The 24,150-nt window shown below is 62.2% G+C and carries 23 protein-coding genes; 18 read left to right on the top strand and 5 right to left on the bottom strand.

All coding sequences use genetic code 11. From position 1 onward, the window contains the following. Positions 1-18 precede the first annotated feature (18 nt). Genes B0I00_RS15240 through B0I00_RS15225 form a run of 4 tightly spaced genes read left to right on the top strand, consistent with a single transcriptional unit; the run spans position 19 to position 2,901 of the window. Positions 19-1,284, top strand: coding sequence for a cytochrome P450 (locus tag B0I00_RS15240; RefSeq protein ID WP_100868276.1), 1,266 nt, complete (start codon positions 19-21; stop codon positions 1,282-1,284). 33 nt (positions 1,285-1,317) lie between these two features. Further along, a complete protein-coding gene (locus tag B0I00_RS15235; RefSeq protein ID WP_100868275.1) occupies positions 1,318-1,644 on the top strand; it encodes a 2Fe-2S iron-sulfur cluster-binding protein in 327 nt (108 codons plus the stop codon). Beyond that, positions 1,607-2,512: an alpha/beta fold hydrolase gene (locus tag B0I00_RS15230; protein WP_232730297.1), complete on the top strand. Its 906-nt coding sequence runs from the start codon at positions 1,607-1,609 to the stop codon at positions 2,510-2,512. The genes B0I00_RS15235 and B0I00_RS15230 overlap by 38 nt, the downstream gene beginning before the upstream one ends. Further along, positions 2,509-2,901 (top strand): PaaI family thioesterase, encoded by a 393-nt coding sequence (locus tag B0I00_RS15225; protein ID WP_100868273.1) that lies wholly within the window; start codon positions 2,509-2,511, stop codon positions 2,899-2,901. Before B0I00_RS15230 ends, B0I00_RS15225 begins: the two co-directional genes overlap by 4 nt. A 28-nt stretch (positions 2,902-2,929) precedes the next feature. Here B0I00_RS15225 and B0I00_RS15220 read toward each other — a convergent pair whose 3' ends face one another. Beyond that, the gene (locus tag B0I00_RS15220; protein WP_100868272.1) at positions 2,930-3,394 is read right to left on the bottom strand and encodes a MarR family winged helix-turn-helix transcriptional regulator; all 465 of its coding nucleotides are present in this window, start codon (positions 3,392-3,394) and stop codon (positions 2,930-2,932) included. Between the two features lie 92 nt (positions 3,395-3,486). Here B0I00_RS15220 and B0I00_RS15215 point away from each other — a divergent pair, with 92 nt between their 5' ends. From B0I00_RS15215 to B0I00_RS15205, 3 genes are read left to right on the top strand one after another with little or no spacing between them, the layout of a single operon-like run. After that, the gene (locus tag B0I00_RS15215) at positions 3,487-4,974 is read left to right on the top strand and encodes an efflux transporter outer membrane subunit (protein ID WP_232730296.1); all 1,488 of its coding nucleotides are present in this window, start codon (positions 3,487-3,489) and stop codon (positions 4,972-4,974) included. Continuing rightward, positions 4,971-6,116: an EmrA/EmrK family multidrug efflux transporter periplasmic adaptor subunit gene (locus B0I00_RS15210; RefSeq protein WP_100868270.1), complete on the top strand. Its 1,146-nt coding sequence runs from the start codon at positions 4,971-4,973 to the stop codon at positions 6,114-6,116. The genes B0I00_RS15215 and B0I00_RS15210 overlap by 4 nt, the downstream gene beginning before the upstream one ends. A gap of 6 nt (positions 6,117-6,122) precedes the next feature. Beyond that, a complete protein-coding gene (locus tag B0I00_RS15205; RefSeq protein WP_100868269.1) occupies positions 6,123-7,652 on the top strand; it encodes a DHA2 family efflux MFS transporter permease subunit in 1,530 nt (509 codons plus the stop codon). A 138-nt stretch (positions 7,653-7,790) separates the two neighbouring features. Here B0I00_RS15205 and B0I00_RS15200 read toward each other — a convergent pair whose 3' ends face one another. Beyond that, a complete protein-coding gene (locus tag B0I00_RS15200; protein WP_100868268.1) occupies positions 7,791-8,720 on the bottom strand; it encodes a DMT family transporter in 930 nt (309 codons plus the stop codon). A gap of 80 nt (positions 8,721-8,800) precedes the next feature. On the opposite strand from B0I00_RS15200, the gene B0I00_RS15195 reads away from it, so the two are divergent. The 9 genes from B0I00_RS15195 (at position 8,801) to B0I00_RS15155 (ending at position 18,557) form a co-directional block, all read left to right on the top strand. Beyond that, positions 8,801-10,237 (top strand): aromatic ring-hydroxylating oxygenase subunit alpha, encoded by a 1,437-nt coding sequence (locus B0I00_RS15195; protein ID WP_232730295.1) that lies wholly within the window; start codon positions 8,801-8,803, stop codon positions 10,235-10,237. A gap of 25 nt (positions 10,238-10,262) precedes the next feature. Further along, the gene (locus tag B0I00_RS15190) at positions 10,263-10,787 is read left to right on the top strand and encodes an aromatic-ring-hydroxylating dioxygenase subunit beta (protein WP_066762449.1); all 525 of its coding nucleotides are present in this window, start codon (positions 10,263-10,265) and stop codon (positions 10,785-10,787) included. A gap of 42 nt (positions 10,788-10,829) precedes the next feature. Continuing rightward, on the top strand, positions 10,830-11,927 hold the full coding sequence (locus B0I00_RS15185; protein ID WP_100868267.1) for an NAD(P)-dependent alcohol dehydrogenase: 1,098 nt from the start codon (positions 10,830-10,832) through the stop codon (positions 11,925-11,927). Between the two features lie 66 nt (positions 11,928-11,993). Next, positions 11,994-14,660 carry a pyruvate, phosphate dikinase gene (gene ppdK / locus B0I00_RS15180; RefSeq protein ID WP_100868266.1) on the top strand — a complete coding sequence of 889 codons (2,667 nt, stop codon included), beginning with the start codon at positions 11,994-11,996 and terminating at the stop codon, positions 14,658-14,660. 57 nt (positions 14,661-14,717) lie between these two features. Further along, on the top strand, positions 14,718-15,680 hold the full coding sequence (locus B0I00_RS15175; RefSeq protein WP_039336920.1) for a dihydrodipicolinate synthase family protein: 963 nt from the start codon (positions 14,718-14,720) through the stop codon (positions 15,678-15,680). Between the two features lie 25 nt (positions 15,681-15,705). Beyond that, positions 15,706-16,719 (top strand): ketopantoate reductase family protein, encoded by a 1,014-nt coding sequence (locus tag B0I00_RS15170; RefSeq protein ID WP_100868265.1) that lies wholly within the window; start codon positions 15,706-15,708, stop codon positions 16,717-16,719. Positions 16,720-16,732: 13 nt separating this feature from the next. Continuing rightward, positions 16,733-17,800 (top strand): tartrate dehydrogenase, encoded by a 1,068-nt coding sequence (locus B0I00_RS15165; protein ID WP_100868264.1) that lies wholly within the window; start codon positions 16,733-16,735, stop codon positions 17,798-17,800. A 43-nt stretch (positions 17,801-17,843) separates the two neighbouring features. Beyond that, a complete protein-coding gene (locus tag B0I00_RS15160) occupies positions 17,844-18,128 on the top strand; it encodes a DUF1330 domain-containing protein (RefSeq protein ID WP_039336924.1) in 285 nt (94 codons plus the stop codon). A 9-nt stretch (positions 18,129-18,137) separates the two neighbouring features. Next, entirely contained in the window at positions 18,138-18,557 is a 420-nt protein-coding gene (locus B0I00_RS15155) for a BphX family protein (protein WP_100868263.1), read from the top strand. Here the strand turns inward: B0I00_RS15155 and B0I00_RS15150 are convergent, their stop codons facing one another. From B0I00_RS15150 to B0I00_RS15140, 3 genes are read right to left on the bottom strand one after another with little or no spacing between them, the layout of a single operon-like run. Continuing rightward, positions 18,558-19,490, bottom strand: coding sequence for a 2-dehydropantoate 2-reductase (locus B0I00_RS15150; protein WP_100868262.1), 933 nt, complete (start codon positions 19,488-19,490; stop codon positions 18,558-18,560). A 4-nt stretch (positions 19,491-19,494) separates the two neighbouring features. Then, positions 19,495-20,814, bottom strand: coding sequence for an LLM class flavin-dependent oxidoreductase (locus tag B0I00_RS15145; RefSeq protein WP_100868261.1), 1,320 nt, complete (start codon positions 20,812-20,814; stop codon positions 19,495-19,497). Positions 20,815-20,871: 57 nt separating this feature from the next. Beyond that, a complete protein-coding gene (locus tag B0I00_RS15140; RefSeq protein WP_100868260.1) occupies positions 20,872-21,801 on the bottom strand; it encodes a fatty acid desaturase in 930 nt (309 codons plus the stop codon). Between the two features lie 189 nt (positions 21,802-21,990). Here B0I00_RS15140 and B0I00_RS15135 point away from each other — a divergent pair, with 189 nt between their 5' ends. Beyond that, complete coding sequence (locus B0I00_RS15135) at positions 21,991-22,842, top strand: IclR family transcriptional regulator (protein ID WP_232730294.1); 852 nt, start codon at positions 21,991-21,993, stop codon at positions 22,840-22,842. Between the two features lie 128 nt (positions 22,843-22,970). Next, positions 22,971-24,149, top strand: coding sequence for an MFS transporter (locus tag B0I00_RS15130; RefSeq protein ID WP_100868259.1), 1,179 nt, complete (start codon positions 22,971-22,973; stop codon positions 24,147-24,149). The last annotated feature ends 1 nt before the right edge of the window (position 24,150 follow it).

Genomic DNA, 24,150 nt, shown 5'->3' with positions numbered 1-24,150 from the left:
TTGTGAAAGGTCTGTTCCATGGCGACTTCGGCAACTCAGGAAAAAGTCCACTACGACTCCGTCGATGCGATCCCGCTGGGCGAGATTAACGTGGCGAATCCCTACCTCTTCCAGAATGACACCGTGGGGGAATATTTCACCCGGCTCCGCCGCGAGGATCCGGTCCATTACTGCGCCGAAAGCCGGTTCGGACCCTATTGGTCGGTGACCAAGTTCAACGACATCATGGCGGTCGACACCAACCACAAGGTTTTCTCGTCGGAAGCCAAGCTGGGCGGGATCGCTGTTCAGGACATGCACGGCATCGAAGGTGCGCTCGAGCTCGAAATGTTCATCGCGATGGATCAGCCCAAGCACGACCAGCAGCGCAAGGCGGTAAGCCCGGTGGTCGCGCCTTCGAACCTGCTGCTGCTTGAGCCGATCATCCGCGAACGCGCGGGCGCGATCCTCGATTCACTGCCGGTCGGCGAGGAGATCGACTGGGTCAAGCTGGTGTCGGTCGAACTCACCACCATGACGCTTGCGACGATCTTCGATTTCCCCTGGGACGAGCGCGCCAAGCTGACCCGCTGGTCGGACATTACCACCGCGTCGCCAGAGACCGGCATCGTCGAATCGTTCGAACAACGCCGCGAGGAACTCATCCAGTGTGCGATGTACTTCAAGGGCCTGTGGGACCAGCGGATCGACCAGCCCGGCGGCAACGACCTGATCTCGATGATGGCGCATTCGCCCGCGACCCGCGACATGCCGTTTCTCGAATTTCTCGGCAATCTGCTGTTGCTGATCGTGGGCGGCAACGACACTACCCGCAATTCGATCAGTGGCGGGGTCCTGGCGCTGAACCAGAACCCCGGCGAATATCAGAAGTTGCGGGACAATCCGGCGCTCGTTTCCAGCATGATTCCCGAAATCATCCGCTGGCAGACACCGCTGACCCACATGCGCCGTACCGCGCTGGAGGACGCCGAAATCGGCGGAAAGCAGATCAAGAAGGGTGACAAGGTGGTGATGTGGTATCTCTCGGGCAACCGTGACGAAACCGTGATCGACCGGGCCGACAAGTTCATCATCGACCGCGAAAATCCGCGCCACCACCTTTCCTTCGGGTTCGGCATCCACCGCTGCATGGGCAACCGTCTGGCTGAATTGCAACTGCGCATCATCTGGGAAGAGATCCTCAAGCGCTTTCGCTTCGTCGAAGTTGTCGGCGAGCCGGAGCGGCTGCTGTCCAATCTGGTTCGCGGCATCACCCGGCTGCCGGTGAAACTTCACGCCCACTGAAGGCTTGGCTCGTTACAAATACGGAACTTCCAGATGATCAACGTAACTTTTGTTTCCGCCGACGGCACACGTCGGTCGGTTGAAATAGACGAGGGCCTCAGCGCCCGTGAGGCCGCCCTGTTCAACAGTGTGCCGGGGATCGACGGCGATTGCGGCGGGGTCTGTGCCTGCGCCACGTGCCATGTCCATGTCGATCAGGCCTGGATGGATCGGGTCGGGCCACCGGAAGAAGGCGGCATGGAGAGCGATCTGATCCAGTTCGCCGAGGGAACGACCGAAACCAGCCGGCTCGCCTGCCAGATTCCGATGGTCCCCGAACTCGATGGCTTGGTGCTGCATCTGCCCGAGCTTCAGCACTAAGCAAGACGCCATGCACATGACGTTTGATGGAAGCGGGGGCATCTCCATCGCGGCAAGCCTTGCCGGCGATGGTCATGGTCGGCCGCCGGTATTACTGGCGCATGGCGGAGGGCAAACCCGGCGCACCTGGCGCAGGACGATGCAGCAATTGGCGCAGCACGGTTATCGCTCGGTGGCAATCGACATGCGCGGCCATGGCGAAAGCGACTGGGCTGCCCCCGACCAGTACGGCTTTGCCGATTTCGGCAAGGATATCCTCGCGGTCTGCGACAGGCTGGACCACCGGCCGCATGTGATCGGCGCATCGCTTGGCGGATTGGCTGCATTGGTGGCGGAAGGCGCGCTGCGTCCGGGCAGCTTCGCTTCCTTGACGCTGGTCGATGTCACTCCTGAGATGGATCCCGACGGAGTTTCGAGGATTGTCGGCTTCATGAACGCCCATGTGGAGCACGGCTTCGCGTCATACGACGAAGCCGCAGAGGCGATCGCAGACTATATGCCGAACCGCGAGAAGCGAGGCGCAAGCGAAGGCCTGAAGAGCTATCTCCGTCTCGACCCGGACCAGCGCTATCGTTGGCATTGGGATCCCGGCTTTCTAAGCGGGATGACCGGACGCAGGGAGAAGGACTATGCGCAGACCAAGGCTGCTGCAGGCACTCTCAAGCTGCCGGTCCACCTCGTGCGGGGCGGGTCGAGCGACCTGATTTCACTTGAGGCCGCGCAGCGATTTGTCGAGATGGTACCTGGCGCGCATTTCACCGACGTCTCGGGCGCTGGACACATGGTTGTCGGCGACGACAACCACGTATTCAGTCGTGCTATCATCGAATTCCTCGAGAGCCAGTCCGAACCGGAGACGATTGCATGACGCTGGAAGAGCTCAACCGCGCCCTGCTGGTCGCGCCGTTTCACCGCTGGCTGAACTTGCGGATGGTCGAAGCTGGCGCAGAGCACATCCTGATCGAAATGCCGTGGCGGGATGAGATGATCTCCAATCCCGCGCTCCCGTCGATGCACGGCGGAATTCTGGCCTCGTTGATCGATCTGACGGGATTCTATGCAGTCCTGGCCTCAGGCAACATGTGCAAATCCACAGCCGACCTGAGGGTCGATTACCATCGGGCAGCGAGCCGCCAGACGCTTCATGCCGAAGGGCGCCTGATCAAGGCCGGGAAATCGCTAAGCGTTGCCGACGTGCGCATTCACGATGAGGCCGGGACGCTGGTCGCCAGCGGTCGCGGGGCCTACAACATGTAACGGGCATTCTTGCCAACCCAAACCGACTTCAGTCGGGGTCGAGACCACTGATGTTGGCTACCATCCTGGAGAGCGTGGAGCGCATTTGGTTGATGTCCTCAAGGGGGACGTTGCGGAGCAAATCCAGATAGAGTCGATCGGCGACCTTCCGCACCGAGGGGAGGATTTCGATCGCTTTCGGCAAGGGGTGCAAGGTCCAAACCCGCCGGTCTCCCCCGGCCGCGCGACGTTCAGCAAGGCCTGCCGCTTCGAGCTGATCGACGATATGGCCCACTGAAGCCCGTTCGAGATCCAGTTGTCGCGCGAGCATGGTCTGGTTCAAACCGGGCGTGCGCATGATATACGACAGCGCCCGCCATTGCGGAGTGGTCATGTCGAACGCGGCCATCGAGACCGTAAACATGCGCCTGAGTCGGCGGGGAACCTCCTCGATGAGGAAGATCAACTCATCCGCCTCGGTCACGAACCGTTCGTGCTGTGCCGCGTCAATCATGTGACATGCGATAGGACATCTGTCTGTTCGTTTGAAGCAATATTTTTGTACGGTAGATTGTAATACATCTTACGACCTGCTATCGGCGCGCTGTGTCCCGATCAGTCCAGCAGCCAAGACCCACGAACCGGACGAACCACACCGTGCGCGTGGCCGGCACCGCCTTGTCACTGGCACTCGCAGGCTGCGTTGCGGTCCCCGATGCCGGCGTTCATCCGGCAATGGAAACCGCCGCTTCAATCGAGGCCGGGCAGACCCTCGCCGAGCGCGGCAACGCCACCTGGCCGCCCGATCAATGGTGGCGGCTGGCAGGCGATCCGCAACTGAACGCGCTGATCGAGGAAGGATTGGCGAACTCGCCGCAAGTCGCGGTGGCGATGGCGCGGGTCAGGCGCGCCGAAGCCGAAGCCCAGCGCGCCGGGGCCGCGCGGCTGCCAACGATCGGTGCCGAGGCCGAAGGCGGTATGCGCCGCCAGAGCGGCAACAACGGCATCCCCGCGCAGTTCCTGCCCGATGGCTGGAAAGACTATGGCCAAACCTCGCTGAGCTTCGGCTTCGATCTCGACCTGTGGGGTCGCAACCGCGCGGCCTATGCTGCCGCGACGTCGGAGACCAGAGCGGCGGTGGTCGATGCCGCGCAGGCGCGTCTGGTGCTGTCTGTGGCGATCAGCGCAGCCTATGCCGAACTCGGACGCCATTACCGCGAGCGCGACAACGCGGCGGCCATGCTCGGCAACCGCCAGACAACCCGCGATCTGGTGGCGCAGCGCCAGCGCAACGGACTCGACAACCTCGCCAGCCTGCGCCGCGCCGATGCCGAAGTGGCCTTGGCTGAGCAGGATCTCGCGGCGGTCGAGGAAAACATCGGCCTGCGCCGCAACCAGCTCGCGGCTCTGGTTGGGGCAGGACCGGATCGGGGCCGGTCGATCACCCGCCCGCCGCTTACACCCTCGACGCCCGCCTGGGTGCCCGAAGGTGTGAACACCGACCTGCTCGGTCGGCGCCCCGACATCGTCGCGGCGCGCGATCGGGTCGAGGCTGCGGAAAGCCGGGTCAAGGTCGCCCGCGCCGGGTTTTTCCCGTCGATCAACCTCAGGGCGCTGATCGGGTTCCAATCGCTCGGCCTTGGCAATCTGGTCGATTCGGGGTCGCTGTTCGGCAGCGTTGGCCCGGCGATCAGTCTGCCGATCTTCCAGGGCGGTGCGATCAAGGCGCAATATGGCGGCGCCTGGGCGGCCTATGACGAGGCCGTCGCAAACTACAACCAGACCGTCGTCACCGCCTATCAGCAGGCTGCCGACGCGGTGACCCAGCGCGATGCGGCGGACAAGCGGCTGGGTGCGGCCCGTATGGCATTGACCGCAAGCGAAGATGCGCTCGGCCTGGTGCGCAAGCGCTACGAAGCCGGGCTGGCCAGCTACCTTGATGTCCTCGCCAGCGAGCGCGGGGTGCAGGACTTGCGGCTCGCGGTGATCGGGCTCGAGACATACGAACGCGGCGCAACGCTGGCGATGATCCGCGCGCTGGGCGGCGGGTTCGATGCAAGCAAAGCCCGACAAGCAGGACAGACCAACCAATGAGCGAAGCCGAAGCCCAAGTTCCCGAAGTCGATCCGCAGGTCTCCGCCGCGCGCAAGGCCGGACGTGCCAAATGGCTGAAGCGGCTGGCGATCGTGCTGGTTCTGGCGGGGCTGGCCTGGGGTGCCTGGTATCTGCTGGTCGCGCGCCACCATGTCAGCACCGACAATGCCTATGTGAACGCGCAGATGGCGCAGGTGACGCCCTTGGTTGCCGGTTCTGCGGTCGAAGTGCTGGTCAAGGATACGCAGCAGGTGAAGGCGGGCGATGTGCTGGTCCGGCTCGATCAGGCCAATGCCAGCATCGCGGTCGCACAGGCAGAGGCCGATCTTGCCGCCGCGCGGCGCAAGTTCGGACAAGTCGTCGCAACCAACAGTGCGCTGTCGGCGCAGATCGATACGTCGAGCGCCGGTCTTGTCCAGGCGCAAGCGCGGCTGCGCATGGCTGAGGCCGATTTCGACAAGGCGCGGGTCGACCTGCGCCGCCGCGAAGCCGTCGCGGGCAGCGGCGCGGTTTCGGGCGATGAAGTGACCCAGGCGCGCAGGGCCTATGCGGCGGCCAGCGCCGCGCTCGACGCAGCGCGCGGCGGCATCTCCGAGGTCGCCTCGGCCCGCCGTGTCGCCCAAGGCCAGTTGGCGGCGAACGACGCGCTGGTGCGCGGTTCGAGCGTCGAAACCGATCCCGCCGTGCGCGCCGCGCAGGCGCGGCTCGGTGCGGCCTTACTCGATCTTGAACGCACCGAAATCCGCGCGCCGGTCGCCGGAGTGGTCAGCCGGTTGCAGGTGCAGGTCGGCCAGCGCCTCAACCCCGGCCAGACGATCATGACCATCGTTCCGCTCGAAAAGCTCTATGTCGATGCGAACTTCAAGGAAGGCCAGCTCGGTCGGGTGCGACCCGGCATGGCAGTAACGCTCACCTCGGACCTTTACGGCGGCGATGTCGTCTATCACGGCAAGGTCACCGGGATTGCCGGCGGAACCGGATCGTCGATGGCGGTGATCCCCGCGCAGAACGCCACCGGCAACTGGATCAAGACCGTCCAGCGCCTGCCGGTGCGGATCGAACTCGATCCCGCCGAGCTCAGGGAACATCCGTTGCGCGTCGGTCTGTCGATGGACGTCGAGATCGATGTTTCAAGTGAGTGACGCGTTATGAGTGCCGCCGTGTCGGTCAGTGGCGGGATCGCGCCATCCCGGCAGATTCTCGCGGGCTTTGTGCTGGCACTCGGCAATTTCATGGTCATTCTAGACCTGACCATCGCCAATGTCTCGATCCCGCACATTGCCGGAAGTCTGGGCATTACGCTCGAACAAGGGGCGTGGATCATCACCTCTTACGCCGTGGCGGAAGCGATCTGTGTGCCGTTGACCGGGTGGGTCGCGGCCCGGTTCGGATCGGTACGGACTTTTGTTTTGAGCATGGTCGGCTTTGGCATCTTTTCATTGCTGTGTGGAATTTCCGGGACGATCGGAATGCTGATTGCCTGCCGCATCGGCCAAGGCATATTCGGCGCCTTCCTGATGCCGATGTCCCAGACGCTTCTGGTCAAGGTCTTTCCGCCGGAGAAAGCCAACATGGCCATGGGATTGTGGGCCTCCACCCTGCTGATGGGGCCGGCCTTGGGACCGATCATCGGCGGCTGGCTGACGGATAACTTCAGCTGGAACTGGATATTCCTCATCAATATTCCTGTGGCGGTGCTTTGCACTGTCCTGGCCATGGCTTTGCTGAGGCCGATCGAGACGGACAGAGAGGTTCTGCCGATCGACTTCATTGGCCTGCTCTTGCTGGTGCTGTGGGTCGGTTGCCTGCAACTTGTACTCGACCTCGGCCGCAACCATGACTGGTTCGCCGACCCGATGATCGTGGCGCTGGCGATTGCGTCGCTGATCGGCTTTGTTGTCTTCGTCGTTTGGGAACTGGGCGAAGACCATCCTATCGTCGATCTGCGGGTGTTGCGGCATCGCGGCTTCAGCGTGAGCCTGACCGTCCTGTCCCTGGCCTTTGGCGCCTATTTCGCCAGTTTCGTGGTCATTCCGCAATGGCAACAAGCGTGGCTTGGTTTCCCGGCAACAGATTCCGGCCTGTCCTCATCCTTTGTCGCCTTCGCCGGTTTGATTACCGTGGGGCTGGTCGCATTTTTGCTCGACCGGTTCGACCCGCGTCTGCTGGTGTTCTGCGGACTTACGTGGGTGGGTCTGACAACGCTGATCCGCACGAACTGGACAACCGACTCCGATTTCTGGACGCTCAGCCTGCCGCAGTTCGTACAGGGCCTTGGAGTTCCCCTCATGATGCTGCCGCTGACCGCCATGAACCTCAATACAGTGGATGACGACGAGGTCGCGTCGGCCGCCGGGTTGCAAAGCTTTGTGCGGACCATCGCGACGGCCGTGGCGACATCGGTAACGCTTTCCTATTGGGGCGATACCCAAAGGTTGGCGCGCAACGACATCGTTGGAACCATGCAGCCCGAGGCTGCTCAGGCAAATCTCTCGGGGCTTGGCTTCTCGCCGGATCAGACCCTGCAGGTGCTTGGCAACATGGCTGAGCTCGAGGCCACAACCCTCGCGCTCATCCACACGTTCTGGGTAACCTCTTCCATCACGCTGTTTGCCGCTGTGCTTATCTGGCTCGCCCCGCGTCCGAAGAAATCGGGTGGCATGTCGATGGGGCATTGACGCCGCGTGCGGCGACCTCCGTCGCGGAGCAGGTGCGGCTGCTTCCATGCGCATCGATCTGGCGCTGACGAAAATCCCGACAGCGGTCAAATCAGGATGCCCTGCTTGTGTCCCGTGCCGATGAAATGACCGCCGCCGTCATGTCCGGACCTGCCTCGAAAGCAGGATCGAACCGACCACCATGAACGCCCCAATCAGATGATACGGCTCGAACCGTTCCCCAAGCAAGGGGACGGCCATCAGTAAGCCAAACACCGACGGCAAGTTCATGTAGAGTCCGGCCCGGCCCGAACCGATCAATGCGACTGCGCGGTTGAACAGCGCATAGGACACCAATGAGGGAAAGATCCCGACATAGAGCAACGAGCAGACGGCAGCGGGCGAAGGCACGGTCAATCCGGAACGCAGCAGGTGAAGGGAATAGGGCCCGCACAATGTCGCAATTCCGACCCCGAACAGGACGACCAGCAAGCTGAGGTGATGCATCGCCGGCGCACGGCGCAGAAACGTTGCATAAGCCGAATACAGAAACACTGCGGAAACGGACAGCAGGTCTCCGCTGTTGAGCGCATCCCAGCGCAGATCGTTTGGCTGGCCTGCTGTCATGATCCAGACGACACCGGCGATCGAGAGAAGGGCGCAAGCCAGGAAGATCGGACGCACCCTTTCGCGGAACAGGACTACCGGCATGAGCAGGGTCATGACCGGCATGGTCGACTGCAACAGCAGGTTGTTCGTCGCGGTGGTGAATTGCAGGCTCTGATAGACAAGAAAGGAAAAGAGCCCCACGCCGAAAGCCCCGAGCAGTCCGAGAAAGCGCCAGGCGCCCGCAATGACGGGCCAATCGGCCCGGGCGTGTCGCCAGGCGAAGGGAATCACGAAAACCAGCGCGACAACCCACCGCCAGAAGGCCAGCGTTACCGGCGAGAGCATGTCTTTCGCCGCGCGCCCAACTATGGGGTTCAAAGCCCAGAAAAACGAAGCCAGACACAGCAAAAGGGCTGGAGCCTGCCAGAGCTTGGACCCGAGACCCTGGATAACGGAGGTATTCTGGTCGGACCCTTGCAACCTGGCATACTCCCCTGAGTTCCGGAATGGGAATCGTTCTTGCGTCGCTATCGAGTTTTGCATATGGTGCATCGCGTTGCATGTATAGCACGATTCGACTATACGGCATCTGGACCAAAATGCATGGGAGCGATGCGATGAATGGATCGGCGGCACTCGTCGATAATGCCAACGCGAGCCAGTCTCGCCGGGTGTTCTGGGATCAGGACGTCTATCAGTTGGAGCTGGAGCGGATATTCTCGCGATGCTGGCTCATGCTCGGACATGATTCGCTAGTTCCCAAACCGGGCGACTTCATTACGACGTACATGGCAGAAGACCGTGTCATCTTGTCGCGGCAGCCGGACGGTTCGCTGAAGGCGTTCATCAATTCCTGCACTCACCGCGGCAACCAGATCTGTCATGCCGACAGCGGCAGCGCCAAGGCGTTCGTGTGCAATTATCATGGTTGGGTTTTCGGTCAGGATGGTTCGCTCGTCGATGTTCCGATGGAAGAGCGGTGCTATCACAGCGATCTCGACAAATCCAAGCTGGGGCTCGCGCCGATCCGGGTCGAAACTTACAAGGGCTTCATCTTCGGCTGCCATGATCCCGAAGCGCCCTCGCTTGAGGACTATTTGGGGGACTTCTGCTGGTACCTCGATACGATCTGGGACGGTCCGGACGGTGGTCTGGAACTGCTCGGGCCGCCGTTGAAGAGCACCCTCGCCTGCAATTGGAAAGTCCCGACCGAGAACTTCGTCGGCGATGGGTATCACGTGGGCTGGACGCATGCCGCCGCTCTCCAGATGATCGGGGGCGAGCTGGCTGGCCTGTCGGGCAATCGCGCCGACATGCCGTTTGACGACCTTGGTCTGCAATTCACCATGCGGCATGGCCACGGGTTTGGCCTGATCGATAACGCGGCGACTGCGATCCACGTCAAGCGCGACGGGTACGTCAAATATCTCGAGGAGACGCGGGGCGGAATTCGCGAAAAATTCGGGCCGGAGCGCGAACGGCTCTACGTCGGTCACTGGAATACGTCGATCTTCCCAAACTGTTCGTTCCTCTACGGAACCAACACCTTCAAGATCTGGCATCCGCGCGGGCCGCATGAAATCGAGGTCTGGACCTATACCATGGTACCGAAGAATGCCGACACCGAAACTAAGCGGTCGATCCAGCGCGAAGCGATCCGTTCATTTGGTACGGCGGGAACGCTCGAAAGCGACGATGGCGAAAACATGTCGTCGGCCACCTACAACAACAACGGTATCATCACCCGCAAGGGGCGGATGAATTCGAGCATGGGCAAGGACCGCGAAGGGCCGCACCCCGTCTATCCAGGAATTGTCGGGGTCAGCTTCATCGGCGAAACCTCGTATCGAGGCTTTTATCGTTTCTGGCAAGAAATGCTCGATGCGCCAGATTGGGCCGCCATCCGGGCCAATGACGATACCTGGGATGCAATGTGGACCAACCGTAATTTCTGGCCTGAACGTCTGTCGGCGAAGCAAGCCGAGCCGCAAGACTGATCCCGACAGCAATCTGGACCGCAAGATGACCGAAACACGCAAGCCCGTAGGCATGGAACTGCATCATGCCATCGTCAGTCACTATTCCGCCGAGGTGCGGATGTTGCAAAACCAGCAATATCGCGAATGGTTCGATACTGTAATCGCCGAAGATATCCATTACTGGATGCCAGTTTACGAACAGCGGTTCGCACGTGACCGCCGCCCGGATCCAACCCCGGGGGATGCCGCAATCTACAACGATGACTATGCCGAGCTGCAGCAGCGGGTCGACCGGTTGCTGACAGGTCAGGTATGGATGGAAGATCCGCCATCACGTATCCGCTATTTCGTCACCAATGTCGAAGCATTCGAAATTGCACCGTTTGAATTCGAGGTCTTCTCTAATGTTCTGGTGCACCGCAATCGCCGACAGAGCGAAGTTTACGTGCACACGCTGGGACGCGAAGACAAGCTGCGGAAAACAGACAGCGGCTTCAAGGTATTCAGCAGAAAGCTGAATATCGACGCGCGCGTCGTGCAGGACAAGAATCTCTATTTCTTTGTATAAGCAAATTCAATCAACTGGAAATCAGGAAACGGGAGAGCAAAAATGGACGCATACGCGGCAATTATCGAGCGTCAGGGTGGCGAATTCGTTCTGGATAACGTCTCCATCGAGGATCCGCGCGACGGCGAAGTGCTGGTCAAGGTTGCCGCAGCTGGCATGTGTCATACCGACCTGACGGTTCGCGATCAGTACTACCCGACGCCGCTCCCCGCCGTGCTGGGCCATGAAGGCTCGGGTGTGGTGGAAAAAGTCGGCCGCGGCGTGACCACGGTCAAGCCGGGCGACAAGGTGGTGCTTTCGTTCAGCTACTGCGGCACCTGCCCTTCGTGCCTCAAGGGCCATCAGGCCTATTGCCCCAGCCTGTTCCCGCTCAATTTCATGGGGCGGCGCCTTGACGGTTCGACCCCGATCACCCGCAAGGGCGAAGAGGTCAATGCCTGCTTCTTCGGGCAGTCGTCGTTCGCGACCTATTCGATCGCGTCCGAAAACAACTGCGTCAAGGTCGCGGACGATGCGCCGATCGAGCTGCTCGGTCCGCTGGGCTGCGGCATCCAGACCGGCGCCGGCACGATTCTCAATGCCCTTTGCCCCGAACCGGGCTCGTCCATCGCGATCTTCGGGGTCGGTTCGGTCGGGCTCAGCGCGGTCATGGCCGCCAAGGCTTCGGGCTGCCTCAAGATCATCGCAGTCGACCGCAACCCGGGCCGGCTCGAACTCGCCCGCGAACTGGGTGCGACCGACGTGATCGACGCGAACACCGTCAACGCCCAGGAAGCGATTGTCGCCATGACCGGCGGCGGCGCGGATTATGCCATGGATACCACCGCCATCCCGGCAGTGCTGCGCTCGGCGGTGGACAGCACCCACAACATGGGTGAAACCGCAGTTGTCGGCGGGGCCAAGCTTGGCACCGAGTTTGCGCTCGACATGAACAACATGCTGTTCGGCCGCAAGCTACGCGGGGTGGTCGAAGGGTCGAGCACCCCGCAGGTGTTCATCCCGCAGCTGATCGCAATGCAGAAGGCCGGGCTGTTCCCGTTCGAGAAGCTGTGCACCTACTACGATTTCGATCAGATCAACCAGGCCGTCGAGGATACCGAAAAGACCGGCACGGCGATCAAGGCCATCCTCAAGATGTAAAATCATATCCGGGGCGGCGCTGTCCACTTGTCGCGCCGCCCCCGACTTGGTTCTCAGGAATTCCCCATGACGAGCGTGTTCTCCTTCGGCTCGAGTGATGTGCCCGAGGGGCAGACCGGCTTGGACAAGCAAGTCTTGGGCGGGAAAGGTGCCAACCTCGCGGAGATGGCGCGGATCGGTCTGCCGGTCCCGCCCGGTTTCACCATTGCCACCCAAGAATGCCTTGCCTACCTGGAGGGTGGAAGGTCATCGTTTGACAGAATTCGCGATGCGGTGGCGTCAGCCCTCGGGCAGATCGAGCGCGCGACGGGGAAAGCCTTCGGCGACGCATCCGACCCGTTGCTGGTCTCGGTGCGTTCGGGCGCGCGGGTGTCGATGCCGGGGATGATGGACACGATCCTCAACCTCGGGCTCAACAATGCGACCGTCGCGGGGCTGAGCCAGTCGTCGGGTGACGAACGCTTCGCGCTCGACAGCTATCGCCGCTTCATCCAGATGTACGCCAGCGTGGTGCTCGAAATCGAACATGCACTGTTCGAGGACGCGCTCGACCGGATCAAGGAAGACCGCGGCGTTGCCGAGGATGTCGATCTGCAGGCCGACGATCTGCGTGAACTGATCCAGACGTTTCAAGGTCTCGTACTGGCCCATCACGGCAGCCCGTTTCCACAGGACGTGCAGGAACAGCTCTGGTCGGCGATCGAAGCCGTGTTCCGGTCGTGGGATTCGCCGCGGGCCAAGGTTTACCGGCGTTTGAACGATATCCCGGCCGACTGGGGCACGGCAGTCAATGTACAGGCGATGGTATTCGGCAACCTCGGCGATACCAGCGCCACCGGGGTTGCCTTCACCCGCAATCCCGCGACCGGCGACAGGGCCTATTATGGCGAATGGCTGGCCAATGCCCAGGGCGAGGATGTCGTCGCCGGGATTCGAACCCCGCAATATCTGACCAAGGCCGCCCGTGAGGCGGCCGGTGCACGGCTGCCATCGATGCAGGAAGCGATGCCGCAGGCCTATGGTGAACTCGCGGAGGTGTTCGAACTGCTCGAGCGGCACTATCGCGACATGCAGGACATCGAATTTACGGTCGAGCGCGGCAAGCTCTATCTCTTGCAGACCCGTTCGGGCAAACGCACCGCGAAGGCCGCGTTAAAGATCGCCGTCGACATGGTCGAGGAAGGCCTGATCGACCGAACAGCGGCACTACGCCGTCTGGATCCCGCTTCGCTCGACCAGTTGCTCCACCCCTCCCTCGATCCGGATGCGGAGCGCGTCGTGCTCGGCAAGGGCCTGCCGGCTTCTCCTGGCGCGGCCTCGGGCGGAGTGGTGTTCGATGCCGAAACCGCAGCACGCCGGGCGGAGCTGGGTGAAAAGGTGATTCTTGTCCGGCACGAGACCTCGCCCGACGACATTCACGGCATGCATGTGGCCCAGGGTATTCTGACCGCGCGGGGCGGAATGACCAGCCACGCTGCCGTTGTCGCACGGGGCATGGGCCGGCCTTGTGTCGCGGGGACTTCCACCCTCAAGATCGATCCGGTCGCGCGGGTTGCCGAAGTGGGCGGGCAGCGGCTCGAAGAAGGTGCGTTCATCACGATCGACGGTTCGACCGGCGAAGTGTTTCTCGGAGAGCTGCCCACGATCCTGCCCGAACTATCGGGCGACTTTGCGACCGTGATGGCCTGGGCCGATCAGCACCGCCGCCTCAAGATCCGGACCAACGCGGAAACTCCGGTCGATTGCGCAATGGCGCGCCGGTTCGGAGCGGAAGGGGTGGGCCTGTGCCGGACCGAGCACATGTTCTTCGACGAGAACCGGATCCTCGCCATGCGCCAGATGATCCTGGCTGACAGCGAGGAGGAACGGCGGACTGCGCTCGACAAGCTCTTGCCCGAACAGCGCGCGGACTTCCGGCAAATCTTCGAGATCATGGAAGGTTTGCCGGTAACCATCCGCCTGCTCGATCCACCGCTGCATGAATTCCTGCCCCACACCGACAGCGAGTTCGCCGAGCTTTCTCGCGCCATGGGGATCGGGGTCGAGCGGGTGCGCCATCGCGCGACCGAACTGGCCGAGGCCAATCCCATGCTGGGTCATCGCGGCTGTCGGCTGGGTGTGGTCTACCCCGAAATCTACGAGATGCAGGCTCGAGCGATTTTCGAAGCCGCGCTGGCTGTCACCGCTGAGGCAGGCAAGGCGGTCTTTCCCGAGATCATGATCCCACTGGTGGGTATGCCGCGCGAACTGGAGACGCTGAAGGACGCGCTGCACAAGGTCGCCGAGATCGTGTTCACGGAGCAGGGCAGGCGGATCGGCTTCAGCGTGGGCACGATGATCGAGTTGCCGCGGGCAGCACTGGTCGCCGACGAAATAGCCGTCAGCGGCGAATTCTTCTCGTTCGGGACCAACGATCTTACCCAGACCACGCTGGGGATCAGCCGCGATGATGCGGCGCGCTTCCTTGGGGCCTATGTCGACAAGGGCATCATCGCCAAGGATCCGTTTGTCAGCCTCGACATCGACGGTGTCGGGAGGCTGATCGAGATGGCCTCGCGCAAGGGTCGGGAAACCCGCCCCGATCTGAAACTGGGGATCTGCGGCGAGCATGGCGGCGATCCGGCATCGATTGCCTTCTGCGAGGAAATCGGGCTGGACTATGTCAGCGCCTCGCCGTTCCGCGTGCCGATCGCCCGACTGGCTGCCGCCCAAGCGGCGCTCACGGCTGCCTAGACCTGCACGGCAAACAACGCTGTACCCGAACATCACCAAGACAAGGGAAAGCTGGACATGGACTACACTCGCAACGAAGCCAAGGCGTGGGCTACCAAGACGGTCAAAGGTTTCTATCAGTGTCCGATCACGCCGATGACCGCCGATTACAAGTTCGACGTGGACGGCATCCGTTACAACATCGACAAATATGTTGAAATGGGCGTCGATGGCCTGGCCGTGGGCGGGTTCATCGCCGAATGCTGGAACGTCTCCCCCTCCGACTGGTTTCGCTATCACGAGATCGTTGCGGAAGCGAACGCCGGGCGGCTCGACCTGTGGACCATCGTGCTCGATCCCAGCGTCTATACCGCGATCGAGAAGATGCAGTTCGTCGAGAAGCTGGGCTACAACGGGGCCGAGGTGATCAACCCGGTGGTCCAGCTCAAGCGCGACGATGAAATCTACGCCTGGTTCAAGTACCTGACCGACCACACCGATCTGGCGGTCTGCCTCTACCGCACCCCGGTTTCGGGCACGGTGCTGAGCTGGGACCTGATGCGCCGCCTGGCCGATATCGATACCGTGATCGGGGTCAAGCAGGGCGCGATGAGCCGCGCGGAGACCATCAAGATCCGCCAGCTGATGCCCGAAGGCTTCAACACGATGGAGCCGTTCGAATACTTCTTCCTCGACGATCTTCGTCTGGGCGGCACGGTCTGCTGGGGCGAGTTGTCCTACATGCTTTACGGCAAGAAGCGGCACTTCGCCAAGGAATACATCCGTCTGGCGCACGAAGGAAAATGGGAGGAAGCACGTGCCGCCTCCGATCAACTCAGCGAAGTCCGCGAATTCTATCACGACAACTTCCTGTGGGATATTGCCCGCACCGCGACCTATGCCAGCGCACTTGCCAATGTGAAGGCCTGGTACGAGGCGATCGGCCTCAAGGCTGGTCCGATCCTGCCGCCGGTGGCCGATGTGACCCCGGAAAAGAAAGAGCAGATCAGGGCCAAGCTGGTCGAACTGGGCATTGCCTGAACCGAACGAACGGGAATCCCAGAGCATGTCCAAGCAATTGCATTTCTGTTTCCACGGCGCCGGCGGGCTGGGCTCGGTCATCGGCGGATTCCTGGCGCGCGGCGGCCACAAGGTAACGCTGATCGCGCGCAAGCCCCATGTCGAGGCGATCCGCCAGGATGGCCTGCAGATTTCCGGGGTGCGCGCCCAGTTCGTGCAGCGCGACAACCTCTTCGCGGTGGAGACACCCGAAGAGGTTGAAGGCGACATCGACTATTACATCCTGCTGACCAAGGCCAAAGGCACCGATCAGGCGCTGGCCGATGCGCAGGTGCTGGTCGATCGCACCGCTTGCGCGCTGACCTTGCAGAACGGCGTGGGCAAGGAAGACAAGCTCCAGGCTGCGTTCGGCAAGGACAAGGTGATCGGCGGCTCGATCATGGACGGAGCGACCCTGCTCGAGCCGGGCAAGGCGCTCAATCACATGGCGGTTCCGGTCACCGCCTATTTCGGCGAGCTGGAAGGCGGGGAGAGCGAGCGTACGCGGATCATGGCCGAAGCGCTCGACAAGGCGGGCATGGGTTCGCGCTCGACCTTCGACATCGTTCATGTCCATTGGGAAAAAGTGGTCCAGGTCGGCAGCGCCTCCTCGTGGAGCGCGAGCACATTGGGTGCGATTCCAAAGCTGGATTTCGTGGATGGCGTGGCGGTTCGCGAAGGCGCCGAACACTACGTCCATGTCGTCAAGGATCTGCTGGCGATCTACAAGGCGCTTGGCTACCAACCGCAAAATTACTTCGCGCCGGTATCCCGGTTGGTCGAGATCGAACGTGAAGGCTTTGAGGAAGCCGTTGCGGGGGTTATGGCCATGGGCACCCGGTTCAAACCGGAAAACCGCCCGGTCCGCACTTCGATGCATGACGACCTGGTGGCGGGCCGACGGATGGAAGTCGACGAGGTCCTCGGCCCGCTCGCCGCCGCAGCGGAACGGCTTCAGGTTTCCGCGCCGACCTTTCTGGGTGCCTATCGCGTGCTCAAGACCCTGAACACCTACCTGTGACCGGGGCCTTGGCGTGAAGCGCTATTCGATCGCCAGCATCCCGGGCGACGGGATCGGTCGCGAGGTGGTGCCGGCGGCGATCGGCGTCCTTGCCGCCGTGGCTGACAAATGCGGTTTCGCGCTCGATTTCCGGCATTTCGACTGGAGCTGCCAGACTTACCTCGAGACCGGCAAGATGATGCCCGATGACGGCCTTGACCAGTTGCGGGATCATGAGGCGGTGTTTCTGGGGGCGGTCGGTTATCCGGGCGTTCCGGACCATATTTCGCTTTGGGGTCTGTTGCTGCCGATCCGGCGTGAGTTCGAGCAATATGTTAATCTGCGTCCGGTGCGGCTGCTACCGGGGATCGCTTCGCCCCTGCGCGACAAAGCCCCCGGCGACATCGATTTCTGGGTGGTGCGCGAGAACTCCGAAGGCGAATATTCGCAGGTCGGCGGCCGGACCGGGACCGGCGAGGATGAAATCGTGGTCCAGCAGGCGATCTTCACCCGCCGCGGCACCGACCGGATCCTGCGCTATGCCTTCGATTTCGCGCGTCGACTTGGCCGCAAGCATGTGACATCCGCCACCAAGTCGAACGGCCTCTATCATTCGATGCCGTTCTGGGACGAACGTTTCGCCGCGATTGGCGCGGAATATCCCGATGTTGCCGCCGATCAGTATCACGTCGATATCCTCGCGGCGCGCTTCGTCATGTCGCCTGAACGCTTCGATGTGGTGGTTGGTTCTAACCTGTTCGGCGATATTCTCTCCGATCTCGGCCCGGGCATCACCGGCACCATCGCCGTGGCACCTTCCGCCAACCTCAACCCGGAACGGCGGTTTCCCTCGATGTTCGAGCCGGTCCACGGGTCTGCCCCGGACATCGCCGGACAGGGCATCGCCAATCCGATCGGCCAAATCTGGTCAGGCGCGATGATGCTGGAACACTTGGGTGAGACCGAAGCCGCGGCGCTGGTGATGCGCGCGCTCGAAACGGCGCTCACTGCTCCCGATATTGCCAAGACTCCCGATCTTGGCGGCAACGGGACCACCGTCGAGTTTGCGGATGCTGTCCGCACCACTTTGCTGGGGCTCTAACCGGAACGCTGGCGATCCCGGCCTGACAAAAGGAAACAGGGTGATGGCTGCCTATTTCATCGGATTGATCAAGTCGCACGACGAAGCCTGGGTGGCCGGCTACATGGCCGCGGTTCCGGCGCTGGTCGGACGGCACGGCGGGACAATGATCTGCCGCTCGAACCAGTTTGTTCGTTACGAGGGCGAAGGAACCGAGCCGGACTATGTCGTCGTGATCGAGTTCCCTTCGATGGAGGCGATCGACGCCTTCATGAACGATCCCGATTACGCGCCGCACAAGGATGCGCGCATCGCCAGCACCACCTCGGACATCTTCGCGATTGCCTGAGCGACTACCATGAAGACGCTGCGCACATTCCTGTTAGCCGTGGGGCTCTGGTATCTCTGCAATCTCGTGCTGCTCTGGCCGCCGGTCTATGCCGGGGCCCTGCCGCTGATCTACCCCGGCATCGGGCTGGGGCAGGGGAGGCCGGTGTTCGGCCTGCTGCTCGATGCCTGGCTGATCGTCGGCATCCAGCTTGCGGCGATCGGCGCAGTCGCGCTGTGGGGCGCGCGCAATCCACTGCGCTACCGGGCGCTGATACCGGTGATCGTCCTGACCGAAGCGGTCGGAGCGGTATGGGATATCTACAGCGTTGGCTGGCACGGCGAGGCCTTGTGGGTCGGCCTGACAACTCTGGCTGGGCATTTCGCGATCTTTGGCGGTGCCTGGCTGGCTTCGCGCGCGGTGAACAGGGAAGCTGCCGCCGCCGTCTGATCAGGACAGCATCAATCCCCGTGCGTGCAGCATCGCGATTATGGCATCCGTTGCCGGGGTGGGCAGGCCTGCCCGCTGACCGAACCGGGGGATTGCGCCGGTAAGCTGGGCATATTCAGACGGGCGCGCAGCTTCGAGATCGCGTTGCAGCGAACTGGTGACATCGGGCGGAAAGCGACCGATGAAGTCCAGCTTTTCGGCGATGCAGCCGGGCGGCAGCGCGATGCCCAGTACCGCTGCGATCCCGGCTACCTCTTCCATCGCCACGCGCAGCATTGCGCTGGCCTGGGGGTGGCCCAGCATCTGACCGACCTTCAGGCCGAACGCCGGGGCCACCCCGCCGATCGTTGCGGCCATCAGGAACTTGTCCCACAGCGCCGGGCGCACGTCGTCCACCAGCGTGGTCGGGACCCCAGCGCCCTCAAGGTCGGCCGCAAGGCTTGCCGCAGCCTGTTCGGCAGCCGGGTCGGTCGGGCGATCGGCGACCGGGCCGGCCAGCAGCGTGGCGGGAACGCCGGTGTGGCGCACGATCCCCCCGTCAAGTTCGAAGAAGCCGTGCATCCGTGCGCCCAGGACAACGGCGCGGGGCAGGGCGGCCTGGGCGATGCCGGGCGCTTCGACCCCGTTCTGCACCGTCAGCAGCGTGAAACGGTTTTCGCGGAGCGGTTCGAGCAGGGCGAGCGCCGATTCTAGCTGGAACGTCTTGGTCGCCAGGATGACGTGATCCGGCGGAACGGCAGGATCGCAAGCGGCGGAAACCGGCACACGCACTTGCCGCTCGGTGCCGCCTTCGGAGAGCAGCACACCCGCGCCTCCCAAAGCCTCGAGCCGCGTGCCCCTTGCGATCAGCAAGACTTCATGCCCAGCCTCGTGCAGTCGCGCGCCCAGAAAGCTGCCGATCGCCCCGGCACCGACGATGGCGAGCCGGCTCATCCCGTCAGGCGAAGAAGCGGTTGTCCGGGCGCGGCAGGCCCAGATGATCGCGCAGCGTTTCGCCTTCGTATTCGGAGCGGAACAGACCGCGGGCCTGCAATTCGGGTACGACCTTGCTGGTGAAGTCTTCCAGGCCTTCGGGCACATAGGGGAACATCGTGGTGAAGCCGTCGCAGGCGCCCTGTTCGAGCCAGTGCTGCATCTCGTCGGTGATGGTCCTGGCGGTGCCGACAAAGGCCAGCCCGCCATAGCTGCCGGCCTTGGCGGCAAGTTGGCGGATTGTCAGGTTCTCCGCCCGGGCAAGTTCGATCATGAACCGGCGCGAGCTCTTGCTGGCATTGGATTCGGGGATTTCCGGCAAGGGCCCATCGGGATCGAAGCCCGATACGTCGTGGCCGAGCATGCCCGACAGCGAATGGATGCCGCTGTCGTAGTGGACCAGGCTGTCGAGCTTCGCCCGCTTTGCGCGGGCTTCCTCGACGGTATCCCCAACCACCAGGAAGACGGCCGGCATGATCTTGATGTGGTCGGGATTGCGCCCGACCGCTGTCGCGCGCGCCTTGACGTCGGCATAATAGGCTTTGCTGCCCTCCAGGGTCGATTCCGCCGCAAAGACCGCCTCGGCGGTTTCGGCGGCCAACTGGCGGCCCGGGTCCGAGGCGCCGGCCTGGAAAATCACCGGACAGCCCTGCACGGGACGGGCAATGTTGAGCGGGCCGCTGACCGAGAAATGCTCACCCTTGTGGTTCAGCGTGTGCATCCGGTCGGGATCGAAATAGATGCCCGAGTCCGGGTCCATCCCGAAGGCGTCGTCGGCAAAGCTGTCCCACAACCCGCTCACCACATCGTAAAACTCCCGCGCGCGATGATAGCGCGCGGCGTGGTCGGGCTGTGTGTCGAGTCCGAAATTGCGGCTGCTGTCCGGGTTGGATGTCGTCACCACGTTCCACCCCGCGCGCCCACCGCTGATGTGATCGAGCGAGGCGAACCGACGCGCGACGTGGAACGGCTCGTCGTAGGTGGTCGAGGCGGTCGCGACGAGGCCGATCCGCGAAGTCACCCCGGCCAGCGCGGATAGCAGCGTGAACGGTTCGAACGAGGTCACAGTATGGCTGCGCATCAAGGCATGGCGCGGCAGGTTCAGCACACCAAGGTGATCGGCCATGAAGAAGTAATCGAACTTGGCGGCTTCAAGGCTGCGGATGAAGCGCTGGATCGCGGCTAGGCTGAAATTCGCGTCGCGGATCGCACCTGGATAGCGCCAGGCCCCGGTGTGGATGCTGACCGGGCGCATGAACGCGCCAAGGTGGAGTTGTTTGGCCATCGGCACCCCGATCTTGCGACTCAGCCGGGCCGTTTGGATGGCCCGGCTGGAGCTTCTTCAAGCAGGCAAAGCCTTGCCCTGGGCCTGGTCGAGTTCCCGCCGAACCGCGAAGTGTTCGTCATAGTTCTCGGGCTTCAAGCCAAACGCCTTCTGGCGCGGGATGCGCTGCTGGTTGATTTCGTCGTATTTGAGGTAATAGGCCTTGTGCATCCGGTAGAACGGGATTTCCGGCCAGAGATGATGGATCAGGTGGTAGTTCTGATAGACCAGCAGCGGGTTCAGCAGCCATTCCCAGCCGAACCGCATGGTAGTCGCCATGTAGGGATCTTCTTCCTGCGCGATGATCGCGGGATGGTGCGGCAGGATCACGAAGACGATCGCGATGATGAACAGCGTGATCCGCGACGGCACGAACCACAGCATGAACAGTTGCCACCCGAACCCGAAGTAGAGCGCGGCGACGAACAGAAGCATCAGGAACGAATAGAACACAACCAGTTCGGTGCCATGCTTCTTGCGCACGTTCTGGCCGTACTTGACGAAATACCAGATGTAGGCGCCGTCAAAGAACGTCCAGCGGAACGGCACTTGCCAAAGCGGCGATTCGTGTTCGAACCGGTCGGGATCCTTGGGGCCGTTGGTATGGGTGTGGTGCTTGTTGTGGACCCAGCGCAGCAGCACCATCGGGGCATAGGGGAAGAGGAAGAACAGGCCGATCGCGCCGATCGATTCGTTGATCCAGCCCACGCTCGACAACGACTTGTGCGAAGCATCGTGGATGACGCTGAACAGCAGATAGGTGATGACGCCGTTGGCGATCGCACCCACCCACAGCGGGATCATCGCGTTCAGCGCAAGATACCAGGTCGTGGCGATTCCCGCCATGGAAACAACGAACAACAGCGCCGTCGGCAGCGCCAGGACGGGCGCCTGCCGCAACCGTTCGAAATGCTCGTCGGTCGATGTGGGAAACGTCGTTGCCGCCATTGTCAAACGTCCTTCCTCTCCGGCATCTCTGTGTCACGACAGGGTGACGTCCGGCCTAACGGGCACAGTATGCTGAGCCACGCGGTCAATTGGAACGCGCATACACGATACATTGGACAATGTGCAACATCTTTCCCATAGTGCAAGTCGAACATGAATCTTGCATGATTGCGCGAGAGGGGTTAATCCGTGAACACAGTTGTTGACAATCAAGGCATCTCCCGGGGCGAAGACGATGACCAAGAGGACCCGGCATCGGGAACTCCCAACAACGGTTCGTCGAATGAGCAGCCGCGCAAGGCCATCCAGTCCGTCGAAATCGGTGTTCGCGTCCTCAAGGCGTTGATGGATTGCGGCAAGGACGGCGCCCATCTTCGCGAGGTTGCCGAGAAATCGGGCCTGTCACGCAGCCAGACGCATCGCTACCTGCTGGCGTTCGTCAATACCGGCGTCGTCGAGCAGAATGCCCAGAGCAGCCGCTATGCGCTGGGTGCCTTTGCGGTTCGCCTCGGCGTGGCCGCGCTGGCGCGGGTCGATCCGGTGCAAATTGCCGGGAACCATCTCGCTTCGGTCTTGGAGGAGCTGCAGACGACCGGCCTGCTCTCGGTCTGGGGCAATTATGGGCCAACCGTCATCCGCTGGATCGACGGCGGGATCCCCCTGTTCACCAGCTTGCATGTTGGTTCGGTGTTGCCGGTTCAGGCTTCTTCTACCGGAATCCTTTTTCTGACCCATTGTCAGCGAGTGCTGACCCAGCCGATCATTGATTCAGAGCGGGCAGGGGGACTGGTGATTGACGACAAGGAACTGGAAGTACAGACAGTGAAGGCGCGCGAAATGGGTTACGCGAGCACGCTGGGTACGGTTGTTCCCGGACTGTCGGCGGTGAGCGTGCCGGTATTCGATCCCGATAACAAGCTGGTCGCGACGATGAGCATACTCTCGCGCGTTCAGGACAAGAATTTCTACACGAAGCCCAGAATCGAGCGGATTCGCGCGGCGGCGATCGAGGCGAGCCGTGCAATCGGCTGGTCCGGATAGCCTAGTCATACTTGGACAGTTTCTGACGGGTTCCCGATACCATTGTGACCGAAACTCAATCCCCAAACCTGGGCGGCATTCTGTCGCCCTCGCCCGCACGGTCCATCGGTAGGGGCGAATTTATCGCGATGATGGCGATGATTCAGGCACTGCAATCGCTAGGTTTCACAACACTGCTTCCAGCCCTTGGGGTTATCGCGTCCGATCTGGGCGAAACCGGGGCGAACCACCGGCAATGGGTGATCGGCGCATTCCTGATCAGTTCCGGCCTGTTTTCGCTGGTACCTGGCACGATTTCAGACCGATTGGGGCGAAGGCCGGTGCTGCTTGCCTGCATGGGCGCCTTCGCCCTCATCAATCTGCTTTGCGCCTTCGTGACAAATTTTGCCGTTCTGCTGGTGGCGCGCGCGCTGCTGGGCTGTGCCTCGTCCGCCCTGACCGTGCTTCCGCTGGCAATCATTCGCGACCGCTACCAGGGCGAAGGCATGGCCAAGTTGCAGGCCTTTGTCGCGATGCTGTTCATGGCCGTACCGACCTTGGCACCCAGCCTGGGTTACCTGGTCATGACGGCGGTCGGATGGCGCGCCATTTTCATCGTGATCGGGTTGCTGTCGCTGGGCGTTTCGACATGGTATTTTTTGCGCATGGAAGAGACGCTGCCGTCAACGAAACGCCAGGCTCATAGCTTCGGTGAACTGCTGGGTAATGTTCGCATCGTGCTGACAAATCGCCGTTCGATCGGTTACGTGATTGGCATGGCGCTGATTTTCGGAGCGCACTTCGGCTTTATCAACAGCTCGCAACAGCTGATTGGCGAACATTTCGGGGCTGGCGCAGCCTATTCGCTGATATTCGGCGTGATGGCCGGCTCGATGATGTTGGCAAGTGTAGTGAATTCGGCCATCGTCCACCGCTTCGGCATCCGCGGGATCGGGCATGCCGCGATCCTGTGCCATTTCCTGGTTTCGGTCTGCCAGGTCTATCTGGCCTCGCGCCCCGGCGAGACCCTGCTTCAGTTTGCAGTGCTGATGGCTGCGAACATGTGCCTGCTGATCACCGTGTTCATCAACTTCACCGCGATCGCCCTGCAGCCGTTCGGCAAGCTGGCCGGGGCCGCCGCCTCGGTTCAGACCTTTTTCCGGCTGGTGCTGGGTGCCGGGCTGGGCGCCCTGATCGGCCAGGCGTATGACGGGTCGCCGTTGCCTTTGGCCTTTTCACTGGTTGGTGTGGCAACGGTGACGATCCTGCTGGTGCTGTTCAGCGAAGGCGGCAGGCTGTTCGGAGCGCCGGCCCCAACCCAGGCTTAAG

This window comes from Novosphingobium kunmingense (genome assembly GCF_002813245.1).
Taxonomy (GTDB): domain Bacteria; phylum Pseudomonadota; class Alphaproteobacteria; order Sphingomonadales; family Sphingomonadaceae; genus Novosphingobium; species Novosphingobium kunmingense.
Note: the sequence above shows the minus strand (reverse complement) of the source record. Positions and strands in the feature narration are given on the sequence as shown.